This window comes from Streptomyces sp. NPDC107471 (assembly GCF_055582845.1).
In genome coordinates this window covers 906,974-921,691 of the sequence record NZ_JBVJPC010000002.1, presented here as the reverse complement: position 1 = coordinate 921,691, position 14,718 = coordinate 906,974, and the positions used below count along the sequence as shown (strand labels likewise).

General features: G+C 71.6%; 18 protein-coding genes. 10 read left to right on the top strand and 8 right to left on the bottom strand.

Going from position 1 to position 14,718, the window contains the following annotated elements; genetic code table 11:
- The first annotated feature begins 42 nt into the window (after positions 1-42).
- The 5 genes from ACZ66S_RS09135 to ACZ66S_RS09115 all read left to right on the top strand — a co-directional run bounded on the left by ACZ66S_RS09135 (position 43) and on the right by ACZ66S_RS09115 (position 3,586).
- Positions 43-498, top strand: a complete 456-nt coding sequence (locus ACZ66S_RS09135; protein ID WP_037720768.1) for an Lrp/AsnC family transcriptional regulator — start codon at positions 43-45, stop codon at positions 496-498.
- A gap of 49 nt (positions 499-547) precedes the next feature.
- Entirely contained in the window at positions 548-1,711 is a 1,164-nt protein-coding gene (mqnE, locus tag ACZ66S_RS09130) for an aminofutalosine synthase MqnE (protein ID WP_469900739.1), read from the top strand.
- A gap of 242 nt (positions 1,712-1,953) precedes the next feature.
- Positions 1,954-2,478 (top strand): GNAT family N-acetyltransferase, encoded by a 525-nt coding sequence (locus ACZ66S_RS09125; protein ID WP_469900738.1) that lies wholly within the window; start codon positions 1,954-1,956, stop codon positions 2,476-2,478.
- Positions 2,479-2,553: 75 nt separating this feature from the next.
- Positions 2,554-2,865, top strand: coding sequence for a DUF4229 domain-containing protein (locus tag ACZ66S_RS09120; protein WP_469900737.1), 312 nt, complete (start codon positions 2,554-2,556; stop codon positions 2,863-2,865).
- A 46-nt stretch (positions 2,866-2,911) separates the two neighbouring features.
- A complete protein-coding gene (locus ACZ66S_RS09115) occupies positions 2,912-3,586 on the top strand; it encodes a TetR/AcrR family transcriptional regulator (protein ID WP_469900736.1) in 675 nt (224 codons plus the stop codon).
- On the opposite strand, the gene ACZ66S_RS09110 is transcribed toward ACZ66S_RS09115, so the two are convergent.
- Both ACZ66S_RS09110 and ACZ66S_RS09105 read right to left on the bottom strand, forming a co-directional pair.
- Entirely contained in the window at positions 3,579-4,520 is a 942-nt protein-coding gene (locus ACZ66S_RS09110; RefSeq protein WP_469900735.1) for a MaoC family dehydratase, read from the bottom strand. The genes ACZ66S_RS09115 and ACZ66S_RS09110 overlap by 8 nt on opposite strands.
- On the bottom strand, positions 4,520-5,800 hold the full coding sequence (locus ACZ66S_RS09105; RefSeq protein ID WP_469900734.1) for a 3-oxoacyl-ACP reductase: 1,281 nt from the start codon (positions 5,798-5,800) through the stop codon (positions 4,520-4,522). The genes ACZ66S_RS09110 and ACZ66S_RS09105 overlap by 1 nt, the downstream gene beginning before the upstream one ends.
- 90 nt (positions 5,801-5,890) lie before the next feature.
- On the opposite strand from ACZ66S_RS09105, the gene ACZ66S_RS09100 reads away from it, so the two are divergent.
- Positions 5,891-7,177 (top strand): acetyl-CoA C-acetyltransferase, encoded by a 1,287-nt coding sequence (locus tag ACZ66S_RS09100; protein WP_469900732.1) that lies wholly within the window; start codon positions 5,891-5,893, stop codon positions 7,175-7,177.
- 226 nt (positions 7,178-7,403) lie between these two features.
- On the top strand, positions 7,404-9,326 hold the full coding sequence (locus ACZ66S_RS09095; protein WP_469900731.1) for an AMP-dependent synthetase/ligase: 1,923 nt from the start codon (positions 7,404-7,406) through the stop codon (positions 9,324-9,326).
- Here ACZ66S_RS09095 and ACZ66S_RS09090 read toward each other — a convergent pair.
- Positions 9,308-9,502 (bottom strand): DUF397 domain-containing protein, encoded by a 195-nt coding sequence (locus ACZ66S_RS09090; protein ID WP_469900729.1) that lies wholly within the window; start codon positions 9,500-9,502, stop codon positions 9,308-9,310. The two genes, ACZ66S_RS09095 and ACZ66S_RS09090, sit on opposite strands and share 19 nt — an antisense overlap.
- Positions 9,499-10,353 carry a helix-turn-helix domain-containing protein gene (locus tag ACZ66S_RS09085; RefSeq protein ID WP_469900727.1) on the bottom strand — a complete coding sequence of 285 codons (855 nt, stop codon included), beginning with the start codon at positions 10,351-10,353 and terminating at the stop codon, positions 9,499-9,501. The genes ACZ66S_RS09090 and ACZ66S_RS09085 overlap by 4 nt, the downstream gene beginning before the upstream one ends.
- A 117-nt stretch (positions 10,354-10,470) precedes the next feature.
- Here ACZ66S_RS09085 and ACZ66S_RS09080 point away from each other — a divergent pair, with 117 nt between their 5' ends.
- A complete protein-coding gene (locus ACZ66S_RS09080) occupies positions 10,471-10,887 on the top strand; it encodes an ATP-binding protein (protein ID WP_469900725.1) in 417 nt (138 codons plus the stop codon).
- A 22-nt stretch (positions 10,888-10,909) separates the two neighbouring features.
- Here the strand turns inward: ACZ66S_RS09080 and ACZ66S_RS09075 are convergent, their stop codons facing one another.
- The gene (locus ACZ66S_RS09075) at positions 10,910-11,800 is read right to left on the bottom strand and encodes a LysR family transcriptional regulator (RefSeq protein ID WP_469900724.1); all 891 of its coding nucleotides are present in this window, start codon (positions 11,798-11,800) and stop codon (positions 10,910-10,912) included.
- A gap of 164 nt (positions 11,801-11,964) precedes the next feature.
- On the opposite strand from ACZ66S_RS09075, the gene ACZ66S_RS09070 reads away from it, so the two are divergent.
- Positions 11,965-12,519 (top strand): DUF6817 domain-containing protein, encoded by a 555-nt coding sequence (locus ACZ66S_RS09070; protein ID WP_469900722.1) that lies wholly within the window; start codon positions 11,965-11,967, stop codon positions 12,517-12,519.
- Positions 12,520-12,593: 74 nt separating this feature from the next.
- On the opposite strand, the gene ACZ66S_RS09065 is transcribed toward ACZ66S_RS09070, so the two are convergent.
- Both ACZ66S_RS09065 and ACZ66S_RS09060 read right to left on the bottom strand, forming a co-directional pair.
- On the bottom strand, positions 12,594-12,890 hold the full coding sequence (locus ACZ66S_RS09065; protein ID WP_469900909.1) for an AzlD domain-containing protein: 297 nt from the start codon (positions 12,888-12,890) through the stop codon (positions 12,594-12,596).
- A 14-nt stretch (positions 12,891-12,904) separates the two neighbouring features.
- Entirely contained in the window at positions 12,905-13,573 is a 669-nt protein-coding gene (locus tag ACZ66S_RS09060) for an AzlC family ABC transporter permease (RefSeq protein WP_469900721.1), read from the bottom strand.
- A gap of 68 nt (positions 13,574-13,641) precedes the next feature.
- Between ACZ66S_RS09060 and ACZ66S_RS09055 the strand changes: the two genes are divergently transcribed.
- Positions 13,642-14,193 carry a helix-turn-helix domain-containing protein gene (locus tag ACZ66S_RS09055; RefSeq protein ID WP_469900719.1) on the top strand — a complete coding sequence of 184 codons (552 nt, stop codon included), beginning with the start codon at positions 13,642-13,644 and terminating at the stop codon, positions 14,191-14,193.
- 109 nt (positions 14,194-14,302) lie between these two features.
- On the opposite strand, the gene ACZ66S_RS09050 is transcribed toward ACZ66S_RS09055, so the two are convergent.
- Positions 14,303-14,506: a cold-shock protein gene (locus ACZ66S_RS09050; protein ID WP_003992177.1), complete on the bottom strand. Its 204-nt coding sequence runs from the start codon at positions 14,504-14,506 to the stop codon at positions 14,303-14,305.
- Between the last annotated feature and the right edge of the window lie 212 nt (positions 14,507-14,718).

The following is a 14,718-nucleotide window of genomic DNA, read 5'->3' as shown; positions in this document are numbered from 1 at the left end:
TCTCATCACTTCAGGCACTTTTCAGCGGAAGGCTTCGATCCCATGGACGCGGTGGACAGGCAGCTCATCCAGGCCCTGAGGGAGAACGGCCGGGCCTCCTACGCTGAGCTGGGGCGCCTCGTCGGTCTGTCGGGACCCAGTGTCACCGACCGCATCAACCGGCTGGAGGCGGCCGGTGTCATCACCGGTTATCGCGCCACCGTCGACGCCGCCTCGCTCGGCCTCGGCGTCACCGCGCTGATCGGCATCTCGCTGTCCGACGCCGTGGACCACGAGGACGTGGCGCGGCGGCTGCGGGACCTCACCGAGATCGAGGACTGCTGGTTCATCGCGGGCGACGACTCGTACATGCTGAAGGTCCGGGCACCGGACGTGGACGGCCTGGAGAAGATCATCCGGCGGCTGTCCGGGACCGAGGGGGTCTCCCGGACCCGTACCACGATCGTGCTCTCCACGAAGTGGGAGAACCGGGTCGGAGAGCTGCCCGAAGAAGCGTAGAGGCGGGGACGTACGGTTGTCGCAGTCGTCGGAGAAAGGTGTGACCCCCATGGACGTCGGGCTCAAGCGCGAGCTGGAGGAGAAGGTCAGGGCCGGTGAGCGGCTGACCCGTGAGGACGGCATCGCGCTGTACGAGTCGGACGACCTGGCATGGCTGGGCGGACTCGCGCACGAGGTGCGGACGCGGAAGAACGGCGACGTCGTCCACTTCAACGTCAACCGCCACCTCAACATGACCAACGTGTGCACGGCGTCCTGCGCCTACTGCTCCTTCCAGCGCAAGCCGGGCGAGAAGGACGCGTACACGATGCGCATCGAGGAGGCGGTGAAGCTCGCCAAGGCGATGGAGGGCGAGAACCTCACCGAGCTGCACATCGTCAACGGCCTGCACCCGAACCTGCCGTGGCGCTACTACCCGCGGTCGCTGCGGGAGCTGAAGGCGGCGCTGCCCGGCGTGTCCCTGAAGGCGTTCACGGCCACCGAGATCCACCACTTCGAGACGATCTCGGGTCTGTCGGCCTCCGAGATCCTCGACGAGCTGATCGACGCCGGTCTGGAGTCGCTGACCGGCGGCGGCGCGGAGATCTTCGACTGGGAGGTCCGGCAGCACATCGTGGACCACCGCACCCACTGGGAGGACTGGTCCCGGATCCACCGCCTGGCGCACGAGAAGGGTCTGAAGACCCCGAGCACCATGCTGTACGGCCACATCGAGGAGCCGCGGCACCGCGTGGACCACGTCCTGCGCCTGCGGGAGCTCCAGGACGAGACCGGCGGTTTCCAGGTCTTCATCCCGCTGCGTTACCAGCACGACTTCGTGGACGTGAAGGACGGCAAGGTCAGGAACCGGCTCCAGGCGCGGACCCGGATGGCGACGGGCGCGGAGGCCCTGAAGACCTTCGCGGTCTCCAGGCTGCTGTTCGACAACGTCCCGCACGTCAAGGTCTTCTGGGTCATGCACGGCGTCCAGACCGCCCAGCTCGCCCTCCAGCACGGCGCGGACGACATGGACGGCTCGGTCGTCGAGTACAAGATCACCCACGACGCCGACAACTACGGCACGCCGAACAAGCTGACCCGCGAGGACCTGCTGGACCTGATCCGGGACGCGGGCTTCCGGCCGGTGGAGCGGAACACCCGGTACGAGATCATCCGGGAGTACGACGGGCCGGACGCGGGGCGTCGGGAGTCTCCTCAGCCGATGCGGGTCTGAATTCCGGCCGCGGGTGCGCGGGGGCGGGCGTTGTGCGCAGTTCCCCGCGCCCCTGGGGTGGGTCCTCGGCCCGCATGCCTCAGAAGGCGGCGGGGTCTGAATTTCGGCGGCGGGTGCGTGGGGGCTGGTCGCGCAGTTCCCCGCGCCCCTGGGTGGGTACTCGGGGCGTATGGCCGAGAAGGCACCCGAGGACGCCTACGAGGCGGGACCACACGCATTGGCGTAAGGCTTACGATGCTGTTGTGTCCCTTACCTTTACTCTCGACCCGGCCGTCACTCCCGCCCTGCGGGACGGCCTGCTCGACCTCTGGACGGACGTCAGCAACGCGGGCGGTGCCGTCGGTTTCGTCGCGCCCGTGGAGCGCGAGACCATACGTCCCGAGCTGGTGAAGCACTTCGCGGCGATGGCGGACGGCCGCACCCGGCTGCTCGTCGGACACGACACGGACGGCCGGGTGGCCGCCACCGCGTTCCTCACCCTCAACACGCACCGGCTGATGACCCACTGGCTGTGGCTCTACACGGTGATGGTCCACCCCCGCCACCAGGGCCGGGGCTACGGCCGTGACCTGCTCGCCGCCGCCGCCGACGCGGCCCGCGGACTCGACGGCATCGAGGCGGTACGGCTCACCTGCCGCGGCGGCCTCGGCTTGGAGCGCTTCTACGGCTCCTGCGGCTACAAGGAGGTCGGCCGCATACCCGACGCCATACGGGTCGCTCCCGGGGACGACCGCGACGACGTGATCATGCTGCTGCCGCTCGGCTGACCCCCGTCGAAGATCGGGTGCCCGGCGTGCTTCACTGGACGGTGTCCCTTTTAGGAACCGGAAGAGTGGATTGACATGCTCCGCTACACGCTGATGCGCCTCGGGATCTTCGTGGGCTGCCTCGTGGTCGTCTGGGGCCTCGTCTACTCCGGCCTCGCCCCGCGCGGCCTCGGCGACTCCAACGGCATGTGGATCGTCCTGCTCTCCCTGCTGCTCTCGGCCCCCATCAGCTTCGTGGTCCTGCGCAAGGAGCGCGACCGCGCCTCCGTCCAGGTCGTGCAGCGGGTCGACCGGATGAAGGCCAACCTGGAGGCGAACCGCAGCCAGGAGGACGAGGCCGCCGACGAGAGCGCCCCCGCCCAGGGACAGGCTCCGCAGACCTCCTGAGCCCAACGCCCCCGCCGCCGTGCCCGCGTGACCGTAGGCTTTGGGCATGGGTGTCGTGAAGAGCAAGCGCATGCCGCGTGCCGTGCGGGAGCAGCAGATGCTGGACGCCGCCGTGGAGACCTTCGGGCGGCGCGGCTACATGGCCGCCTCGATGGACGAGATCGCCGAACTCGCCGGTGTGTCCAAGCCGTTGGTCTACCTGTACCTGAACTCCAAGGAAGACCTCTTCACCGCGTGCATCCGCCGGGAGGCGGCCGCGCTCACCGAGGCCGTGCGGACGGGCGTGGCGACCGGTCTTGCGGCCGACCGTCAGCTCTGGGACGGCCTGCTGGCGTTCTTCACCCACACCTCGCAGAACCCGCACGGCTGGTCCGTGCTGCACCTCCAGGCCCGTATCCACGGTGAGGCGTTCGCCGCCGAGGTCACCGCGATGCGCGAGGAGATCGTCGCGTTCGTGACCCATCTGATCGTGGTCGCGGCCCGCGAGGCCCACCGGGACCCGGACCTGCCCGAGCGTGAGGTCGCCGGGCTCGCCGAGGCGCTCGTGGGCGCCGCCGAGTCCCTGGCCGCCTGGGCCAACGCCACCCCGGGCGTGACGGCGAGGCAGTCCGCGGCGACCCTGATGAACTTCGCGTGGGCCGGACTCGGCAACCTCATGGAGGGCCGGCCGTGGACGCTCCAGGACGCGCCGTCCGGGAGCGCCCCCGTCCACGTCAGCTAGCGGCGCCCTCCGGGGCGTCGCCGCCCACCGGGTACACGCCCCCGGTGACGTGCACGCGCTCCCCGTCGCACAGTTCGAAGCGCTCTCCGTCCGCCGCGTAGGTCACCGTCCCGGGCAGCAGTACCGGCGCCCGGAACTCGGCCAGCACCAGCGCCGCCGGGGGCGTGCCGTGCGCGGCCAGACAGCGGGCCGCCGTCCACATGCCGTGCGCGATGGCCCTCTTGAAGCCGAAGAGGCGGGCCGTGAGCGGGTACAGGTGGATCGGGTTGCGGTCGCCGGACGCGGCGGCGTAACGCCGTCCGATGTCCCCGGCCAGCCGCCACCGGGCGACCTCGGGCAGCGGCCCGTGCCTGCCCTGGTCCCGGTGCCGGTCCCGGTTCCGGTCCCGGTCCCGCTGAGCGTCGGCCTCCGACGTGCGGTGCCGTGCCAGGTAGGTGCTCACCGACTCCCACACGACGTCCTCGCCCGTCCGGAGCTCGGTGACGACCGCGACCTCGGTGCCGCGTCGGTGCGGTGCCAACGCGTCGACGTACACGGTGAGTTCGTACGTGCCGGACGCGGTGAGCTCCCGGTGGCGGGTGATCTCGATCGAGGTGTGCACCAGTCCGAGCAGCGGCAGCGGGAAGTCGCGTCCGCTCATCAGGCTCATGGCCAGGGGGAAGCCCAGCACGTGCGGGTACGTCACCGGCAGCGCGTCCTCCCCGGTGGGGAACCCGCACACCCGCTCGTAGGCGGCCAGCCGCGCGAGGTCCACGCGCAGCCCGGGCAGCACGAGGCGGGTCCGGGGGAAGTCCGCGGTGGCCGAGGGCCGCTTGAAGGGGGAGCGCAGGGCGCCCCGCGCGAGGAGCGGGAGGAGGGAGGGGGGCCGGTCGAGGACGGTCCGCGGGTGGCCGTACGACTGCTCGGCCCGGGTGCCGTCGGAGTACGTCCCCACTACGCCCCCAACAGGCTCTGGCCGCACACCCGCACGACCTGGCCGTTCACCGCGCCGGAGGCGGGGTGGGCCAGCCAGGCCGTCGTCTCGGCCACGTCGACGGGCAGTCCGCCCTGTCCCAGGGAGTTCATGCGGCGGCCCGCCTCCCGGATGAACAGCGGGATCGCCGCCGTCATCTTCGTCTCGATGAATCCCGGGGCGACGGCGTTCACCGTGACCCCGTGCTCGGCAAGCGCCCGGGGTGCCAGGGAGCGCACCAGTCCGACGACACCGGCCTTGCTCGCGCCGTAGTTCGTCTGCCCGGCATTGCCGGCGAGCCCCGCGATGGACGCGGTGGCGACGATCCGCGCGCCCCGCCGCAGCGTGCCCGTCCCCAGCAGCGCGTCCGTCGTGCGCAGCACGCTCGCCAGGTTCACGTCGAGCACCGAACTCCAGCGCTCCGCGGGCATGTTGACCAAACGCCGGTCCCGGGTGACGCCCGCGTTGTGGATGAGCACGTCCAGGCCGTCGGGCAGCGCCTCGGCGATCCGCGCGCCCGCGTCCGGAGCCGTGATGTCCAGCGCGAGGGCGCTGCCCCCGAGCCGCCCGGCCAGCCGCTCCGCGTCCGCCGCCGCCCCCGGCACGTCCAGTACGACCACCCGCGCCCCGTCCCTCGCCAGGGTCTCGGCGACCGCCGCGCCGATGCCCCGCGCCCCGCCGGTCACCAGGGCCGTCCGCCCGGCGAGCGGCAGGTCCCGGTCGAACTCGGCCTCCTGCGGCTGCCCGACCTCGATCACCTGGCCGCTGACGTACGCCGACTTGGGGGAGAGCAGGAACCGCAGGGTCGACTCGGCGGCGGACGCGTCGGTCAGCCGGACGAGGTTGACCGTGCGGCCCCGCCCGATCTCCTTGCCGAGCGAGCGGGTGAACCCCTCCAGGGCCTGCTGGGCGGCGGCCTGGTGGTGGTCGGCGGGATCGAGCGGTGCGCCGAGGACGACGACCCGTCCGCTCGCGGCGACCGAGCGCACGACCGGGTGCAGGGCCGCGTGGACCTCGGCGAGTCCTTCGACGTCCCGCACCCCGGTGGCGTCGAGGAGGACCGCGGCGGGCGTGTCCGACGGGGCCGGGAACTCCGGCCCGGAGAGCTCCGACTTGCCGGCCGTGAGGTGCAGCACCCCGCCCTCGAACCCGGGGGACTCCGGTGACCAGCGGCGCAGCGCCGCCGGTTGCGGAAGCCCGAGGCGCCGGGTGAGGAACCGACCCGGCGCGGTACCGGTGAAGCTCAGATAGCGGTCGGCCATGTCCATCTCCCGGGTCGGTCGCAGATTCCTTACTCTGGAGTAAGGTTACCGTAGGTAAGCCGATGTCCGTGGTGAGGAGCTGGTGGAAAAATGAGCCCCCTGGAGCCGCCGGTGGCCCGGCGTGTGGCGATCGTCGCCGGGACCCGTGTCCCCTTCGCCCGCTCGGACGGCCCGTACGCCACCGCCTCCAACCAGGAGATGCTCACCGCCGCCCTCGACGCCCTCGTGGAGCGCGAGGGGCTCCAGGAACCGGGCGCGGTCGGGGAGTTCGTCGCCGGTGCCGTCCTCAAGCACGCCCGGGACTTCAACCTCGCCCGTGAGACGGCCCTCGGCTCGAAACTGGACCCGCGCACCCCTGCCTACGACATCCAGCAGGCGTGCGGGACCGGACTCCAGGCCGTCATCGCCGCCGCCAACAAGATCGCCCTCGGCCAGACCGAGTCCGCGATCGCGGGCGGCGCGGACACCGCTAGCGACGCGCCCCTCGGTGTCAACGACGACCTGCGCCGCATCCTGCTGGAGGCCCGGCGCGCGAAGTCGGCCGGCGCCCGCCTCAAGGCGCTCGCCCGCATCCGTCCCGCCCACCTCGTGCCCGACATCCCGCGCAACGCCGAGCCCCGCACCGGTCTGTCGATGGGGGAGCACGCCGCCGTCACCGCCCGGGTGTGGGGCGTGAGCCGCGAGGCCCAGGACGAACTGGCGGCCACGAGCCACCAGCGACTCGCGGCGGCCTACGAGCGCGGCTTCTTCGAGGACCTGGTGGTCCCCTTCCGGGGCCTGGCCCGCGACCAGAACCTCCGCCCCGACTCGACGGCCGCCAAACTCGCCGCGCTCAAGCCGGTGTTCGGCCTCAAGGACCCCGAACCGACCATGACGGCCGGGAACTCCACCCCGCTGACGGACGGCGCGGCGGTCGTGCTGCTGGCGTCGCAGGAGTGGGCCGAGGCGCGCGGCCTGGAGGTGCTGGCCTACCTCACGGCGTACGAGACGGCGGCCGTGGACTTCGTGCGAGGGGATGTGGCCCAGGGGGAGGACGGGCTGCTCATGGCCCCCGCCCACGCCGTCCCCCAAATGCTGGAGCGGGCCGGGCTCGGGATCGAGGACTTCGACCTGGTCGAGATCCACGAGGCCTTCGCCTCCCAGGTCCTGGCGACCCTCGCCGCCTGGGAGAAGCGGGGCCTGGCCCCCGTCGACCGGGCGCGGCTCAACGTCACCGGGTCCTCGCTCGCCACCGGGCACCCCTTCGCGGCGACCGGGGCGCGGATCGTCGCCACGCTCGCGCAACTGCTGGCCGAGCGAAAGGGCCCGGGCCGCGGCCTGATCTCGGTGTGCGCGGCGGGCGGCCAGGGGGTGACGGCGATCCTGGAGCGGCCCTAGGCCCTGGAGCGGATAGCTGACAAATTCTCACTTTGCGGTCGACATTGCACAGTCCTGGCTCCGGACCATCAACGAACCCGCACAGAGTCGCCACTTGAGCCACTTAGGATCACCGTCCTACCCCTGGTAACCCTTCCCGGCGCACTCGCGGGTGAACGCCCCGGTACGTCCCCTGCGTACCTCATGCAGCGGAGCGGTACCGAGCTGCACGTCCCAGGAGCTGACCATGTCCCTCTCGTACGTGTCCGGCCACGACTACGACGGCGCACCCGTGCTCGTGGAACCAGAGATCGTGCGGCTGGACGGTGAGGTCCGCGAGGTGTCGGTGCCGCCGCTGGTGCCGCCGGTGACCCACGGCTCGCTGGCCGACCTGCCGTTCGACAACGCGGAGGCGGCGCCGGAGCAGCGGGTGATGAGCCGCCGCACCGAGGACGGCCGCTGGATCGACCTCACGGCGGCCGAGTTCGCCCAGCAGGTGCTGGCGACGGCCAAGGGCCTGATCTCCGAGGGCCTGATGCCGGGCGACCGGGTCGCGATCATGGCGCGTACGACGTACGAGTGGACGCTCCTGGACTTCGCCGCCTGGGCCGCGGGCCTGGTGACGGTCCCCATCTACCCCACGTCCTCCGTCTTCCAGACCCGGTTCATCCTCCAGGACTCCGGCGCGGTCGCCCTGGTCACGGAGACGGCCGCCCAGGCCGCCGCCCTCGGCCCCGAGCTCAGCCGCCTGCCCGACCTGCGCCACATGTGGGTCATGGAGAAGGGCCATGTGGACCGGCTGGCCGAGCTCGGCCGGGCCGTCCCGGAACAGGAGATCGGCGTACGGCGGGGCATGCTGGGCCCGGACACGGTCGCCACCGTCGTCTACACCTCCGGCACCACCGGCCGCCCCAAGGGCTGTGTGCTCAGCCACGGCAACTTCCTCGCCGAGATCGACAACGCGGTCGAACTCCTCTACCCCGTCTTCAAGTCGAAGTCGGAGGAGGCGGACCTGGCGACCCTGCTCTTCCTGCCCATCTCGCACGTCTTCGGCCGCATGGTCGCTGTCGCCTGCGTCCGCGCCCGGGTCCGCCTCGGGCACGCGCCGAGCCTCCAGGCCGAGGACCTGCTGGCCGACCTGGCGAGCTTCAAGCCGACCTTCCTCCTCGTGATCCCCTACATGCTGGAGAAGGTCTTCAACAACGCCCGCGCCAAGGCGGAGAGCGGCGGCCGGGTCGCCGTCTTCGACCGCGCGACCAATGTCGCCGTGCGCTACGGCGAGGCGACGGAGTCCCGCAACGCGGGCACCGGCTCCGGCCCGGGGGCGGCCCTGCGGGCGGCCCGCACCTTCTACGACCCGCTGGTGTTCCGCCGGATCCGCAACGCCATGGGCGGCCGGATCCGGCACATCATCTCCGGCGGCTCCCCGCTCGGCCGCCGACTCGCGGCCTTCTACGCGGGCGCGGGCATGGAGATCTACGAGGGCTACGGCCTGACCGAGTCGACGGGCGCGGCCACGGTGACGCCCCCGCTCAAGTCCCGCCTGGGCACGGTGGGCTGGCCCCTGCCCGGCACCCGGGTCCGCATCGCGGCGGACGGCGAGATCCTGCTGAGCGGCGGGCAGGTGTTCCGCGGCTACTGGGACCCCTACGGCGAGGGGGTGGCCCCCGCCTCCGCCGACGGCTGGTTCCCGACCGGTGACATCGGACAGTTGGACGACGAGGGCTATCTGACGATCACGGGCCGCAAGAAGGAGATCCTGATCACGGCCGGCGGCAAGAACGTCGCCCCGGCCCCGCTGGAGAACTGGCTGCGCTCCCACCCCCTGATCTCGCAGTGCATGGTCCTCGGCGACCGCCGCCCCTACATCTCGGCCCTGATCAGCCTCGACATGGACGGCGTCCACCACTGGCGCCAGATGAACGGCAAGCACCCCGTCCCGGCGGAACTCCTGGTCGACGACGCGGAGTTGCGGCAGGTCCTCCAGCGCGCGGTGGACGAGGCGAACAAGATGGTCTCGCGCCCCGAGTCCATCCGCCGCTTCGCCGTCCTGCCGACCGACCTCACCGAGGCGGCCGGCCATCTGACCCCCTCGATGAAGCTGCGCCGGGAGGCGGTCATGCGGGACTTCTCGGGCGAGATCGAGGGGCTCTACGAGCGCGAGCGCTGAGCGGCCCGGGCGACGAAGGCCGACCAGGCCCTGGGGGAGAGGGTGAGGTGAGGGGCGGTGGGGTGCTTGGAGTCGCGGAGGTGGACGGTGCCGGGGCCTACGGCGACCTCCAGGCACTGGCCGCCTTCGCCGCTGCTGTAGCTCGACTTGAACCAGTGCAACTTCTCTATGGTCATCGCTCTTCCAGCATCCTCTCGATCAAGTCCAGGGACTCGTACGGGTTGAGGGCCTGAGCTCGGATGATCCCATAGCGGGCGGCGAGGATGCGCACTTCTTCCCGGTCAGTGATCAGCCGCGGATATCCCTGGCTCTCCATGTACACAACCTGCTCCTTGCCCCTCGGGGTCAGCAGCGTGAACGAGTTGTCCAGACAGGGGTGTTCTGCCCGTGCGGTCGGCATCACCTGAAGCTGGACGTTCCGCATGCGCCCGAGGTCCAGCAGCCGTCGTAGCTGACCCGCGTGCACCGACGGACCGCCGATCGGCCGCTCCAGCACGGCCTGTTCGAGGACGAAGCTGCATTCCGGTGGCGGCCACTTCTCGAAGAGCTGCTGGCGGGAGAGCCGGTCGGTGACACGCTTGTCGATGGTCTCCTCGTCGAGCGGTGGGTGCCGTTGCGTGAACACGGCCCGGGCGTACTCCTCCGTCTGGAGCAGGCCCAGCACGCCCATGGTGCTGTAGTCGTAGAGCGACACCGCCTCCGCCTCCAGCCCGGCGTAGTTGCGATACCACTCCGGATGACGGGTCCGTGTCTTCGTCATCGCCTCCTCGACCTCGGGGACGACCTCCTTCAACAGGCCCCCCGCGTCCAGCAGTTCGTCCGCCTTCAGCAAGACCTCCGGCCGGAGTGTCCGTACGCCCCGCTCCATCGCCGAGACCGCGTCGGGGCCGTACCCCACCAGTTCCCCGAACTCCTTCTGCGTCAGCCCCTTCCGCTCCCGCAGCAGCCGCACCATCTTGCCCAGCGCGACGAAGAGCCCCGCCGTCCCGTCCGCCTCCGCAGGCGTCTCCGGCTTCCGCCCACCCATGCGCTTCACCCCTCCCGCCCGACAACCCGTACACCACACGCCACGCATCCGTACAGCTACTCAGTGTCGCCGAGTCGCCCCTGGTCAGCGTAGAGACAACCCAGCACGCTCAGTCACGTGAACGCCGAAACTTCCACCCCCACCGACGAACTGACCCAGCGTCTGAGCGCGACCCCGCGAGGCGCCCGACTGGCCCGCAGGCTCACCGCCGCACAGCTCGCGGAGTGGGGGCACCCTCATGACACCGAGGTCAACGACACCGCGCAGCACCTCGTCGCCGAACTCGCCGCCAACGCGGTGACCCACGGCCGGGTCCCCGGACGGGACTTCGAGCTGCGTCTGTTCCTGCTCCCGGGGAACACGCTCCGTATCGAGGTGAGCGACCCGCGGGGGGACCGTGCCCTCCGGTTCCGCCGCGAGGAGGACGGTGAGCACGGCCGGGGGCTGATCCTCGTCACGCTCCTCGCCCGCACCTGGGGCGTCTCGGAGCGGGACGTGGGCAAGACGGTGTGGGCCGAGATCGGGCTCGGGTGAGGACGGGCAGCGCGCCCGTGGATCAGCTTTGGCAGGTGTCCGCCACCGTGTCCGCGAACGCCCGGGCCGGCGGCGACAGCGCGTCCCAGCGGCGCACCGCCCAGCCGACCGAGAGCGGGCGCAGTGCGGGCAGGGGCACCAGGCGCAGGTCGCCCCGGTCGCCGGGCACGGGCAGGCCGGGAAGGGCGGGCACCACCGCCCGGCCCAGGCCCAGTTCGGCCAGCAGCAGGGCCGTGTCCCAGTCGGCCACGCTGGTGTCGAAGGCGAACCGGACGCCCAACTCCGCGCAGGCCGCGTCCAGATGGGCGGCGGAGGTGGAGTTCGGGGGCAGCCGGATCAGTCGTAGCTCGCAGAGGTCGGCCGCCTCCACGTGCGCGCGCTCCGCGAGAGGGTCGTCGGCCCGTACCGCCAGCACCCACGGCAGCTCCATCACCGGCCGCTGCTCGACGCCCCGGACCGGCGGGCCCAGGGTGATCCAGGCCAGGTCGAGACTGCTGTCGGCCAGCGCGTCGAAGCAGGCCCGGCTGGAGCTCTCGGTCCGGAACTCCAGGCTGACCCGGGGGTGTCGCTGCCGGAAGGCGACGACCGCGTCCGACATGAAGTGCCGTACGGTCGTCGCGCCGGTGGCCACCCGCACCGAGCCGCTCTCCCCGTCGACCAGTTCGCGCAGCCGCCGCAGGGCGAGGTCCAGCCCGGCGATCCCCTCCGCGGCGGCGGCCTCCAGCACCCGCCCCGCCTGCGTCGGCACGACCCCCCGGGGCTGCCGTTCCAGGAGACCGACCCCGGTCTCCCGCTCCAGCCGCTTCACGTGCTGGCTCACCGCGGACTGGGTGCAGTCCAGCTCCCGGGCCACCGCGCTGAGGCTGCCCGCCCGGCACACGGCCACGAACACCCGTAGGTCGTCGAGGGTCATGGCACCCAAGCTAACACTGGGGTCCAGCGACACATCCTTAGGATTGACTGGGGCGAGTGCGCGTACGACGATTTCCCCAGGGCCCGGGCGGCAACCCGCTCCCGCACCCGGGGAGGAGCGGGTGCCGACCCAACCACCGCAGCACGTCGAGGAGTTCGGTGACCGTGCGGACGACCCCTGCGGAAGAAGCCACCGCCCTGTTGCGGCGGCTCGGCGCCGACCGCGTCCACCATCCCGGCGGCACCCTCCTCGCCCACCTCGAACGCGTCCACGTCCGGCTCGCTCTCTGGGACGCCCGCCCCGACCTCCGGGTCGCCGGCCTCTGCCACGCCTTCTACGGCACCGACGGCTTCCCGACCGCCCTGCTCCCGCTCGACCGGCGTACCGACCTCGCGTCCGTCATCGGACCGGACGCCGAGGCGATCGTGCACTTCTACGCGAGCTGCGACCGCGAGGCGACCTACCCGCACCTGCCGGAGCCCCGCTTCCGGGACCGGTTCACCGGGCGCACGTACGCCCCGGACCCCCTCCGGTGCCGGGACTTCGCCGAGCTCACCGCCGCCAACGAACTCGACCTCGCCCGCCAGGACCCCGCCTTCCGCGAGCGATGGGGCCCCGAACTCCTCGCCCTGCTGACCCGGTTCAGGCCCCTCCTCAGCGAGCCCGCCTGGCAGGACACCCTCGCCGTCCTCCACGCCCCCCGTTCCTTGGGGGCCTGAACGGGAGTGATTCCTGAGTGGGTGGGTGCGGGTGCGCGGGGGCTGGTCGCGCAGTTCCCCGCGGCCCTGGTGGGTCACGGCAGGCCGAGGCCTCGTAGAAGTGCCGTCGTCGCGGCTGCGCCCAGTACCACCACCACGAACGGTGCCCTGCGCCACGCCAGTGCGGCCCCTGTCAGGACTCCGGCAGGGCGCGCCCACCCAGCGAAACCGCCGCCCTCCGTCAGCGCTCCCGTCGCCAGCAGGGCCACCAGGAGGACCACGGCGCCCGCGGCCAGCAACTCCTGGACCCGTGGGGGCAGTTCCACCCGGCCGTGCAGCATCGGTCCGACCAGCCGGAAGGCGTACGTGCCGACCGCCAGGGCCAGGATCATGGCGATCGTCGCGTTCACGCCGGCCTCCTGCCGCGGTGGAGGACCAGCCCGGCCAGTGCCACCAGCACCGGTACGCCCGCCGGGACGGCCGGGGTCACCGCCAGGGCCAGTCCGGCGCCGAGCAGCGCGGAACGCCGTACGGCCGGGTCCGCGCGCAGGACGGGCAGCACCAGCGCGACGAGGACGGCCGGGAAGGCCGCGTCCAGCCCGTAGGTGCCGGTGTCGCCCAGCGCGCCCCCGGCGAGGGCCCCGGCCAGGACGCCCAGGTTCCACACGGCGAACAGCCCGAGTCCGGAGATCCAGAACGCCGCCCGGCGCCGCGCCGGATCCGGCTGGGCCAGCGCGAAGGCCACCGTCTCGTCGGTCACCAGGTGCGCCCCGGCCAGCCGCGCCCAGCGGCCCCCGCCGAGGATGTCGGCCACCGCCAGGCCGTAGGCGACCGTACGGGCGTTCAGGAACAGACCCGTGGCCGCCGCGGCGACCGGACCGCCCCCGGCCAGCAGCACGCCCACCGCACTGAACTGCGCGGAGCCCGCGTACACCACCAGGGACATCACCACCGGGACCCACACCGGCAGACCGCCGGTCACGGCGATCGCGCCGAAGGAGACGCCCACGACCCCGCTCGCGAGCCACACGAGCGCACTGTCACGGACCAAGGCTGTTCGCTCTGCCGTACGCATGTTCACTACAGTGGACGGGAAGAGTCATGTTCGTCAAGGCGAACGATCGTACCGATGGAGCGAACAGCATGCCCGAACGCCCCCTGGACTGGATCGCCGCCGCGCTCCGCCGTGAACGCACCCGCGCCGGCCTCTCCCTCTCCGAGCTGGCCAAGCGCGCCGGAATCGCCAAGTCCACGCTGTCCCAGTTGGAGGCCGCGAGCGGCAACCCGAGCGTGGAGACGCTGTGGGCGCTGGGCGTGGCGCTGGGCGTGCCGTTCAGCACGCTGGTGGAGCCGCCGGTGTCGTCGGTACGGGTCGTCAGGGCGGGACAGGGCCCGACCGTGGCCTCGGAGCGGGCCGACTTCGCGGCCACCCTGCTCGCGGCCAGCCCGCCCGGGGCGCGCCGGGACATCTACCACCTACGGGCCGAACCGGGCGCGGTACGGGAATCGGAGCCGCACATTCCAGGAACCGTGGAGCACCTGGTCGTGAGCTCGGGACGGGTGAAGGCCGGACCGGTCGGCGAGGAGGCCGAGCTGGGTCCCGGCGACTACATGACGTACCGCGGAGACGTGGCCCATTCCTACGAGGCGCTCGACCCCGGCACGACCTTCGTGCTCGTCATGCAACACGTGTGAAAAGCGGGAGCGGACAAGGCAGGAGCCCCGCTGCCGTGCGGCGCGGGGCTCCTTGGGTACTGCATTCAGGTCCGGATCAGAGGCTGGAGCGCCTATGAGACGGGATCGCTCAGACGGGGGTGACGTTCTCCGCCTGCGGGCCCTTCGGGCCCTGGGTCACGTCGAAGGAGACCTGCTGGTTCTCCTCCAGCGAACGGAAGCCGCTCGCGTTGATCGCGGAGTAGTGGACGAAGACGTCGGGGCCGCCGCCCTCCTGGGCGATGAAGCCAAAGCCCTTTTCGGCGTTGAACCACTTCACGGTTCCGGTAGCCATAAGCCCTCCTTGGGCCCAAAAGGGTTGCCCTGCTCCAGAACCTGCAAGTGTGAAAACAGTGCCGCACAACTGCATTCTTCTGAAAACGACTAGAGCCCGCGGTTACATGCTCCGCAGGCTCTGTACTGCAAGGGAAACCAAACTGCAACTTGCGGCGAGCCTAGCACGCAGGCAGCCGAAAGCAATAGAGGCCAAGATCACGTCACCCGGAT